Origin of the sequence: uncultured Microbacterium sp., assembly GCF_913776565.1 — a bacterium.
GTDB lineage: Bacteria > Actinomycetota > Actinomycetes > Actinomycetales > Microbacteriaceae > Microbacterium.
This window is the reverse complement of the sequence record NZ_CAJYPF010000026.1, coordinates 1-9648: the sequence shown is the minus strand read 5'-3', so window position 1 is coordinate 9648 and position 9648 is coordinate 1. Positions and strand designations below refer to the sequence as shown.

Genomic DNA, 9648 nt, shown 5'->3' with positions numbered 1-9648 from the left:
GTGACCACGGCCGACCCCACCACGATCGGTCTGGGCGACACCTTCGTCGGCGGCTTCCTCGCCGCGGTGCCGGCGGCGGCGCGTGCCGCGACCGCCGCGGCTCTGGAGCGCGCCCTCGACGCCGCGTCCGCGGGGCGCTGAACCAGAGGCGGGTGGTCTCGAGGCATCGGGTGTGGGGGAAGGGGGCGACGACGACGGATCCACCGCGTTCCTGAAGCGAGGACCGTCGGGTCGCGGCCGGTGTCCCGCGGTGCGCTCAGATCACCCCGCGTCGCGCATCTCCGGCGGGGAGTGCCGTCATCGCGGTGACGGTGGTCGGACGCACGAGGAACGGTGCGACCGCCGCGTTCAGACGGACGACCGCGTCACCGGCGGCGTGCGCGGCCAGCGCATCGCGGGACGACCACTTCTCGATCAGCACGAGCGTGCCGTCCTCGGCGTCGTGCAGGGCGTAGAGCTCGCATCCGTCCTCGGCGTGCACGGCCGCCAGCGACTGCTCGAGAGCGGCGGTGAGCGACTCGCGGCCGCCCTCGATCGGATGGAAGGCGGCGGTGACGACGACGGCGCTCACGAGAGTTCTCCTGTCGGGACGAGGGGGGCGGTGCTGGCGCGTGCGACGAAGTCGGCCGAGACCGACAGTGTGCGCGGTGCCTCGGGGACGTTGCCCCGGACGCGAGAGGTGACCAGTTCGACGGCGTGCACGGCGAGCATGTCGACGGGAGGGCGGACGACGCTCAGCGGTGGTGAGGTCAGTTCGGTCCAGGGGTTGTCGTCGAACACGACCACCGAGAGGTCGTCGGGCAGTCGCAGACCCGACTGCAGGAGCCGTCGCAGGGCGTTGCGCACCTGCGCGGTGTTGGCGACGACGAGCGCGGTGGGCGCCGGGTGCAGACTCAGCAGGGCGCCGACGGCGTCGCCGCCGCTTTCGCCGCGGAACGGTACGGCGTGCACGAGTTCATTGCGCAGGGGGATGCCGGCGCCCGCGAGGGCGCGCCGGTAGCCTTCGATGCGCTCACTGCCGGTGGTCGTGGTGGTCGGTCCCGACACGATGCCGATGCGCGTGTGGCCGAGGCGGACCAGGTGGTCAGTCGCGGTGAAGGCCGAGTCGACGTTGTCGATGCGGACCGCGTCGATCGGAAGGTCGGGGATGGAGCGGTCGACGAAGGTCACCGATACGCCCAGGTCGAGCAGGCGCCGCCAGGCGTCGATGTTGGCGCCGGTCGGGGTGGCGATGATGCCCGTGACCGAGCGGTCGCGCAGGCGCTCGAGCAGGTCGCGTTCGAGGTAGGGGTCCTCGTGGGTGGTCATGAGCATGACCTGCGAGTCGTTGGCGCGTGCCTCCCAGGCGACGCGGCCGGCGAGGCGCGCGAAGAAGGGGTTCTCGAGATCGGTCACCATCAGTCCGATCACGGCGGCGCCGCTGGACAGGCTGCGGGCGGCCGCGCGCGGCCGGAAGCCGAGTTCTTCGATCGTGGCGACGACTTTCGAGCGGGTATCGGGTGCGACGGGGCCGCTGCCGTCGTTCAGCACGCGTGACACCACGGCCACGGACACGCCGGCGGCCGCCGCGACGTCGCGGATGGTCGGGGCTTTCTTCACCGGGCCTCCTTGGTCGTTGTCGTCACTTTAGTCGCGGTCGCCCATTCCTCCGCGGTTGTCGTTGACAGTATCGACGAGGCAGTGGTACAAAAATGGAACCGTTACCACTCTACCGAGAGCCGACACCGACGTCCACTCGATTCCCGCGTCGACGTCGTCCAGGAAAAGGAAGAACATGAACCTCCACCAGCTGCTGAGCGAGCGGGAAAGCGCGGGGCGACCGATCCGCGTCGGCCTCATCGGTGCCGGACGATTCGGCACGATGTACCTCTCGCAGGCCCGCAACATCCCCGGCATCCACGTCGTCGCCGTGGCCGACATCAACCTCGAGCGCGCCCGCGGCGCCTTCCGACTGGCGCAGTGGCCCGACGCCCTCGTCAAGGACTCCGTCGACGATGCGCTCGCCGACCGCTCGACCGCGGTCGTCGGCTCCGCGAGCGATCTGTTCCGCCCCGAGATCGACGTCATCGTCGAGGCCACCGGAAACCCGATCGTCGGCATCGAACACGCTCTCGCGGCCATCGACGCCGGTCAGCACATCATCATGGTGACGGTCGAGGCGGATGCCCTGGCCGGACCCGCCCTGGCGGTTCGCGCCCGCGACAAGGGCGTGGTCTACTCGATGGCCTACGGCGACCAGCCCGCGCTGATCATGGAGCTCGTGGACTGGGCCCGCACGTCCGGCTTCGATGTGGTCTGCGCAGGCAAGGGCGCCAAGTACCTGTCGCACTACCACGAGATGAACCCCGACAATGTCTGGGAGAACTGGGAGTTCTCGAAGGAGCTCACCGACTCCGGCCAGCTCAACCCCTATATGCACACCTCGTTCCGCGACGGGACGAAGGCCGCGATCGAGATGGCCGCAGTCGCCAACGCCGCGGGTCTGCGCCCCTCCGACGACGGCCTCACCTTCACCCCCGGGGACGTCGAAGAGATCGCCACGATCTGCCGCCCCGCAGCGGTCGGCGGCGTCCTGGCCACCGAGGGCAGCGTCGACGTGATGTCCAGCGTGACCCGCGAGGGCGACTGGATCCCCCACAACACCCAGGAGGGCGTGTTCGTCGTCGTCAAGGCGACCAATGACTACGTCTCCGGATGCTTCACCGAGTACCCGTGGCATCCCGACCCCACCGGCCAGTACGCCGCCCTCTACCGCCCCTACCACTACGTGGGTCTCGAGCTGAACATCTCCATCGCCAATGCGGCGCTGCGCGGCGTGGCGACCGGGAGCCCGATCGGCTTCTACGCCGATGTCGTCGCCACCGCGAAGCGCGACCTGCGCGCCGGGGAGTTCCTCGACGGCGAGGGCGGGTACACCGTCTGGGGCAAACTCGTCTCGGCGCAGCGTTCCCAGGCCACCCGGGCACTCCCGGTCGCCCTCGCCCACCACGTGGAGCTCGTCAACGATGTCGCCAAGGGCGAGATCGTCGACTGGGACGACGTGAAGATGGACGATTCGCTCTCCCACGCCCTCGAACTCCGCCTGGAGACGGAAGCTCTGCTCGCCGCCCCCGTCTCGGCCTGAATCAACCCGAAGCACCGATCCTTACAAAGACGAAAGGACCACTCATGTCCCTCACCACCCGACGCGCGCTCGCGCTCATGGGCGCCGCCGTTCTCGGACTCGGCGTCGCCGGCTGCAGCGCCACCCCGGACGGACCCGCCGCCGGCGGTTCTTCATCCGACATCGCCTCGCTCGTCCAAGCAGATCAGACGACCGAATACGACGCCGTCACCGACGAACTCGGACAGCCCACCGTGCCGGACGGGGCGAAGGTCTGCTACGTCACCCGTACCCTGTCCAACGAATACTGGTCGTTCGTCGCTCAGGGAGTCGAGAACCGCGCGAAGGAGCTCGGCATCCAGTCGCAGATCTTCGCCGTCAACGACGAGGCGTCCATCACCGAGCAGCTCGACAAGGCCAAGAGCGCACTCACCCAGGGCTGCTCGATCCTGCTCGCGTCCCCCATCTCGGCGACGGGTCTCGATTCCGTCTTCTCGGACGCCCTCGCGCAGGGCGTGCCGGTCGTCGTGCTCAACGACGCCAAGGGCACCCTCCCGGGCGTCGTCTACTCCGGGCCCGATTCGCTGGTCACCGGTGCCTCCGCCGCGGACTTCCTCGCCGAGAAGCTTCCCCAGGGCGGCAAGGTCGCCATGGTCGAGGGCGACCCCGGTTCGTCGAACGCGCTCAACCGCGGCGAGGGCTTCAAGAACGGGTTGGCGAAGCACCCCGACCTCAGCCTGGTGGCTTCTCAAACGGCCAACTGGGACCAGACGAAGGCTCAGGACATCGCCACCGCGATGCTCACGGCCAACCCCGACCTCAAGGCGTTCTACGTCCAGAACGACGGCATGGCCTTCGGCGTGGCGACGGCGGTCGAGCGTGCGGGCAAGACCGGTGACATCCTGGTCGTGGGCACCGACGGCATCCCTCAGGCGAAGAAGGAGATCCAGAACGGTCGCATGTCGGCGACGGTCAGCCAGAAGCCCAATCAGGAGGGCGCGGCCGGCGTGGACGCCGGTCTCTGGCTCATCGCCGGTAAGAGCGTGCCGAGCTGGATCGAGGTCCCGGCCTTCGTCGTGGATGCCGACAACGTCGCCGACTACGCCGAAGGAATGCCGTAAGCCCGCGGGCTCGGCATCTCGAGAAAGGTGATCGTGTGAACGCGCTCCTCGAAGTCGACGACGTCGCGAAGAGCTTCCCCGGGGTTCGAGCGCTCGACGGCGTGACCTTCCGCCTCGACGCGGGCGAGATCTGCACACTGGCCGGGGAGAACGGTGCAGGAAAGAGCACGCTGCTGGCGATCCTGGGCGGCGCGCTCACTCCGGACCGCGGATCGATCACCATCGACGGCGTCCGGCGCGCAGAGTTCTCTCCGCGCCGGGCGCTCGCCGACGGCGTCGTCATCGCTCACCAGGAACCGGCGATCGTCCCCCAGCTCACGGTGGCGCAGAACGTCTTCATCGGCCGACCCCGGGCGGAGCGCAAGAACGCGCGCCGCGTGGTGGACGGTGTGCTCGCCGACATGGAGCGCATGGGCTTTCCCACCACGGCGGGAACCCCCGCGGCGACGCTCAGCCCCGCCGAGCGGCAGTCGCTGGCCATCGCCCGCTCCTTCGCCTTCGGGGCGCGCATCATCGCGTTGGACGAACCCACCACGAGCATGCTCGAGCAGAACGCCACGCAGGTGCTCGAACGGGTGCGCGAGATCGTGCGCGAGCGCAACGTCGGGGTGCTGTTCGTCTCGCACAAGATGCCGGAGGTCATGCGGGTCTCCGACAGTGTGGTGGTGCTTCGGGACGGACGCACGGCCTTCCGCTCGGCGATCGTCGACACCGACGACGACGAGATCGTGCGCAAGATGGTGGGGCGCGAACTCCTCGCCTTCACGCGCGAACACCCCGTCGCCCCCGACGCGCCCGTGGCCTCGAAGTGCACGGGCGTCCGCCACCCGCGGCATCCCGAACCGCTCGACATCGCCGTGCGAGCCGGCGAGGTCGTCGGGATCGCCGGTCTCGTCGGCTCGGGCCGCACCGAGTTCTTGCGCGCCATCATCCGGGCCGACCCGGGCACGACGGGGCGCATCATGATCGGCGGACACGATCGACGCGTGACCGATCCGCACTCCAGCCGAGCCGCCGGCATCGCCTTCGTCCCCGAGGAGCGCAAGCGCCAGGGGCTCGTGCTGCAGATCCCGGCCTACGCCAACATCGCCATGACGGCGGACCGGCAGTTCAGCGCTCTCGGGCCCTTCGTCAGCAAGAAAAGGCAGGTTGCGGTCGCCACCGGACAGACCGACGGGATGTCGCTCAGGCCCGGCGATGTGCGGCTGAACGCGCGGCAGTTCTCGGGCGGAAACCAGCAGAAGCTGGTCATCGCGAAATGGACGTGGCGCGGGTCGACGGTGTACCTGTTCGACGAGCCGACCAAGGGCGTCGACGTCGGCGGCAAGGTCGAGATCTACCGCCTCATCGATCGCCTCGCGTCGCAGGGCAACGCGATCCTCGTCGTCTCGTCAGATCTCCCCGAAGTCATCTCTCTCAGCGACCGCGTGCTCGTCATGCGCGGCGGCCGCTTCGTCGGCTCCTTCGAAGGCAGCGACATCAACGAACAGACCCTCGTCGCGAGTGCGATGGGCGTCGCGAAAGGACAGCAATGAGCACGCCCACCGTCGCGCGTCGCCGCCCGAAGATCAACGTCCAGACCCTGGGCATCTTCGGCGCTGCCGCCCTGATCTTCCTCATCTTCGGGGTCCTGAACCCGGCCTTCCTCACCGTCGGCAATCTGCGCGACATCGCCGTGGCGGCGAGCATCAATGCGATCATCGGCCTCGGGGTGACGTTCGTCATCATCACCGGCGGCATCGACCTGTCGGTCGGGTCCATCGTGAGCCTCGTCGGCATCGTCGCGGCCACCGCGATGGTCACCGGGGGAGTCCCGCCGCTGTTGGCCCTCGTCATCGGGCTGGCCGTCGGCGCGCTGTGCGGAGGGGTCAACGGCATCCTGATCACCCGCCTGAAACTGCCGCCCTTCATCGCGACCCTCGGCACGATGAGCGTGTTCCAGGGGCTCGCCTACGTCACCACCGACGGCAAGCCCGTCTACAACATCCCCCAGGGGTTCATCCTCATGCTCAACAGCTACATCGGCGGGGTGCCGGTCATGGTGCTCATCGTGGCGGTGGTGGGAGTCCTCGGTTGGCTGCTGCTGCGGCGGACCGTGTTCGGGGAGAACGTCATCGCCGTCGGCGGCAGCGAGGAGACCGCGTGGCTGTCGGGCATCCGCGTGAACCGGGTGAAGGTCGCCGTCTACGCGCTGTCCGGGTCTCTCGCGGGGTTGGCCGGTCTGATCCTCGTCGCTCGCATCAACGCCGCGCAGACCGAGGGCGGCAGCCCCTACCTGCTGACGGCGATCGCCGCCGCGGTCATCGGAGGGGCCAACCTGATGGGCGGCGAAGGGCGGATCGCCGGAACCCTGGTGGGTGCGCTGATCCTGGGCGCTCTCACGAACGGTCTGGTCCTGCTGAACGTTCCGAGCTTCTACGAGCAGATCGTGACCGGCTCGGTCGTGGTCATCGCCGTGGCGTTGGACCAGAGCGCCAAGGGATGGCCGCTCGTGCGTCGCTCCAAGACGCCGACCGACGTCGAGCAGCCGACCCCTCAGACCGTCGCGTGAACTCGCGATCCATCGGCGGGGCCCGCATCGTCGTCACCGGCGGTGCGGGCCTGATCGGGCGGGCGACGGTCGCGGCACTGCGCGACCTCGGCTGCGAGACGGTCAGCTTCGACCGCCTCGCCGCGAACGTGACCGGCGTGAGGGATCAGCCGGGCGATCTGCGAGACGCCGGGGCGATCCGGGCGGCGGTCGAGGGAGCGGATGCCGTCGTGCACCTGGGCGGCATCCCCGGTCCCTGGATCGAGGACGAGGTCACCACCTACGCCGTCAACGCCGTCGGCACGCTCGCGGTGTTCGCCGCGGCGGCAGAGGCGGGGGTGGAGCGCGTGGTCTACGCGTCGAGCATCAACGCGAGCGGTCTTCCGATCGGCAAGCTGCGCGCCCCGTCGATCGTGCCCTACGACGAGGACGAACCCCCTGCGTTCGGCGATACGTATTCGCTGTCGAAAGACGCGAACGAGCGGGCCGCGGTCATGGCGCATGCGACGTGGGGGCTGGAACTGACGGGACTGCGCTTCCCGCTCGTTCGTGACATCGCCGCCGATGAAGGGCGGGTGTTCGCGGCCCACATCCGCCGCGGTCTTCGCGAGGACCCGGTTCGTCAGGCCTACGAGGGATGGAGCTACCTCGACGTGCACGATGCCGCGCGCGCCGTCGTGTGCGCGCTGCGCTGCACGACGCCCCCTGCGCCGGGCATCCTCGTGGCCGCGCCGACCACCTATCTGCGCGAGAACACGCGCGAAGCCGTCGCCCGGATCCTCCCCGATGTGCCCGTCGGCGAGCTCGAGGGGCGTCAGGTGGGCCTGGATCTGACACGCTCGAGTGCGCTCCTGGATTTCCGGGCCGAGCGGCTCCTCGAATACGTCTCACCGGACCTGCTGGCTCCTCTCGGAGGTACCCCGTGACACCCTCACCGTCTCTCGCGTTCCTCGGGCTCGGCCCGATGGGGGCGCCCATGGCAGCCCGACTGGTGGATCACGGGAACGAGCTGGTCGTGTGGAACCGCTCGCGCGACAAGACCGCCGCGCTGGTGGAACGGGGAGCGCGATCGGCGGCCACACCGGCCGAGGCAGCGGGCGGGATCGTCCTGACGGCCCTGCCCGACCTGCCTCAGGTGCAGGAGGTGCTCGAAGGACCGGAGGGACTGCTGGCCGGCTGGCGCGCGCGGAGCGTGGCGCATCCGATCCTGGTGATCCACGGGACGACCTCGCCCGTCGAGACGGCGGCGTTCGCCGAACGGCTGCTTCGCCGCGAGGGGGTGGTCGTCGTCGACGCGCCCGTGAGCGGGGGAACGGTCGGCGCCGCCGCGGGCTCGCTGAGTGTGATGGTCGGGGCGGACGAGGCCACCTTCGAACTGCTGCGGCCGATCTTCGGCGCCTTCGGTGCGCTGGTGACCCGGTTCGGTCCCAGCGGAGCGGGCGCTCTCGCCAAGGCCTGCAATCAGATCGTCGTGGCCTCGACGGTCGCCGCGATCGCCGAGGCACTGGTTCTTGCGCAGCGGGGTGGTCTCGACCGCTCCGCCGTGCTCGACGTCCTGGCCGGTGGTCTCGCCGGATCGGAGGTGCTTCGGCAGAAGCGCGCCAAATGGGAGCGAGAGGACTTCACCGAGGGCGGGAGTGCACGCAATCAGGTCAAGGACCTGCGCTTCGTCGAGGCCGCGGCGAGCCGATGGCACCTCGATCTCCCGGCCGCGTCGGCGGTGACGGGCCTTTTCCAACGCATGGTCGACGAGGGCGATGGCGACCTCGATCACACGGGCGTCATCCGCACGCTCTCCGCAGCCGCGACGGAGCGCTCATGACCTTCGACGTCCCCCTCATCGACGCGCACCACCACCTCGCTCGGCTCGATCTGGGCTACCCGTGGCTGAGGGCGGAGGCCCCCGTCGACCGCTATCACGGCGACGATCGGGCGCTACGCCGGGACTACGCGATCGAGGAGTACCGGGCCGACAGCGAGGGGCTGCCCCTCGTGGCCTCGGTGCACGTCGAGAACGGCGCCGCCGATCCCCTCGCGGAGGCGCGGTGGATCGGAGAGGTCATCGCCGCCCATGGGCCGATCCCCGCCGTCCACGTCGCCCGCGCGGAGCTGTCGGCACCGGGGGCCGACGAACTGCTCGACCAGCTGGGCGCGATGGCGCACGTGCGCGGCATCCGGCACATCCTCAACTGGCACCCCGACGTGCGGTGGTCGCATACGGACCGCCCGCACATCATGACCGAACCGCTGTGGCGACGGCGCTTCGCCACGCTCGCGGAGCGGGGCCTGTCGTTCGATCTGCAGGTCTTCGGTGACCAGCTCGCCGAGGCCGCGCGGCTTGCCGCGGACCACCCCGGGAACAGCATCGTGCTCGACCACGCCGGGATGCCCGCCGCACGCGATGCCGAGTATCTGCGCCGGTGGAGATCCGGTCTCGCCGAGATCGCCCGCTGCGAGAACGTCACCGTCAAGGTGTCGGCGATCGGGACGACCGATCACCGGTGGAGCGTCGCCTCCCTGGCCGAGATCGTCGTGCCGACGATCGACGCCTTCGGGCCCGACCGGGTGATGTTCGGCAGCAACTTCCCCGTCGACGGCCTCTACTCGTCGTTGTCCGCGCTGTACGCGGCGTTCGACGAGATCACCTCGCGCTACACCCGCTCCGAGCGCGCGGCGATGTTCTCGGGGACCGCTGCGCGGACCTACCGCATCCCGCTGGACTGACGGCCCGCTCGTCGCGGCTTTCCACCCTTCGGACGGTAGGCCAGCCACAGTACCCGCGCGTGCCGGACCTTCGCCCTCTCGACGCCGTCCTCGTTCTTCACGGCGGCACTGATCCACTCGGCGACGCGGCTGGCCAGCGCGCCGAGCACCATGCTCAGGTCGGCGTGCGC

The 9648-nt window shown here is 69.7% G+C and carries 9 protein-coding genes and 1 pseudogene; 7 read left to right on the top strand and 3 right to left on the bottom strand.

Annotated elements, in window-relative coordinates:
- Positions 1 to 256: 256 nt before the first annotated feature.
- Together QZ433_RS01690 and QZ433_RS01685 are read right to left on the bottom strand one after the other, a co-directional pair.
- A complete protein-coding gene (locus QZ433_RS01690; protein ID WP_295779714.1) occupies positions 257 to 571 on the bottom strand; it encodes an antibiotic biosynthesis monooxygenase in 315 nt (104 codons plus the stop codon).
- Complete coding sequence (locus QZ433_RS01685; protein WP_295779713.1) at positions 568 to 1599, bottom strand: substrate-binding domain-containing protein; 1032 nt, start codon at positions 1597 to 1599, stop codon at positions 568 to 570. The genes QZ433_RS01690 and QZ433_RS01685 overlap by 4 nt, the downstream gene beginning before the upstream one ends.
- 175 nt (positions 1600 to 1774) lie before the next feature.
- Here QZ433_RS01685 and QZ433_RS01680 point away from each other — a divergent pair, with 175 nt between their 5' ends.
- The 7 genes from QZ433_RS01680 to QZ433_RS01650 are packed head-to-tail and all read left to right on the top strand — an operon-like array spanning position 1775 to position 9478.
- Entirely contained in the window at positions 1775 to 3124 is a 1350-nt protein-coding gene (locus QZ433_RS01680; protein WP_295779712.1) for a Gfo/Idh/MocA family oxidoreductase, read from the top strand.
- Between the two features lie 44 nt (positions 3125 to 3168).
- Positions 3169 to 4224: a substrate-binding domain-containing protein gene (locus QZ433_RS01675; protein WP_295779711.1), complete on the top strand. Its 1056-nt coding sequence runs from the start codon at positions 3169 to 3171 to the stop codon at positions 4222 to 4224.
- A 35-nt stretch (positions 4225 to 4259) separates the two neighbouring features.
- Positions 4260 to 5759 carry a sugar ABC transporter ATP-binding protein gene (locus QZ433_RS01670; RefSeq protein ID WP_295779710.1) on the top strand — a complete coding sequence of 500 codons (1500 nt, stop codon included), beginning with the start codon at positions 4260 to 4262 and terminating at the stop codon, positions 5757 to 5759.
- On the top strand, positions 5756 to 6775 hold the full coding sequence (locus tag QZ433_RS01665) for an ABC transporter permease (protein WP_295779709.1): 1020 nt from the start codon (positions 5756 to 5758) through the stop codon (positions 6773 to 6775). The genes QZ433_RS01670 and QZ433_RS01665 overlap by 4 nt, the downstream gene beginning before the upstream one ends.
- Positions 6772 to 7680: an NAD(P)-dependent oxidoreductase gene (locus QZ433_RS01660; RefSeq protein ID WP_295779708.1), complete on the top strand. Its 909-nt coding sequence runs from the start codon at positions 6772 to 6774 to the stop codon at positions 7678 to 7680. The genes QZ433_RS01665 and QZ433_RS01660 overlap by 4 nt, the downstream gene beginning before the upstream one ends.
- Positions 7677 to 8576: an NAD(P)-dependent oxidoreductase gene (locus QZ433_RS01655; RefSeq protein ID WP_295779707.1), complete on the top strand. Its 900-nt coding sequence runs from the start codon at positions 7677 to 7679 to the stop codon at positions 8574 to 8576. Before QZ433_RS01660 ends, QZ433_RS01655 begins: the two co-directional genes overlap by 4 nt.
- Positions 8573 to 9478 (top strand): amidohydrolase family protein, encoded by a 906-nt coding sequence (locus QZ433_RS01650; RefSeq protein ID WP_295779706.1) that lies wholly within the window; start codon positions 8573 to 8575, stop codon positions 9476 to 9478. The genes QZ433_RS01655 and QZ433_RS01650 overlap by 4 nt, the downstream gene beginning before the upstream one ends.
- Here the strand turns inward: QZ433_RS01650 and QZ433_RS01645 are convergent.
- Positions 9457 to 9648: pseudogene (locus QZ433_RS01645) on the bottom strand (hypothetical protein); the annotation flags it as partial. The gene QZ433_RS01650 and the pseudogene QZ433_RS01645 sit on opposite strands and share 22 nt — an antisense overlap.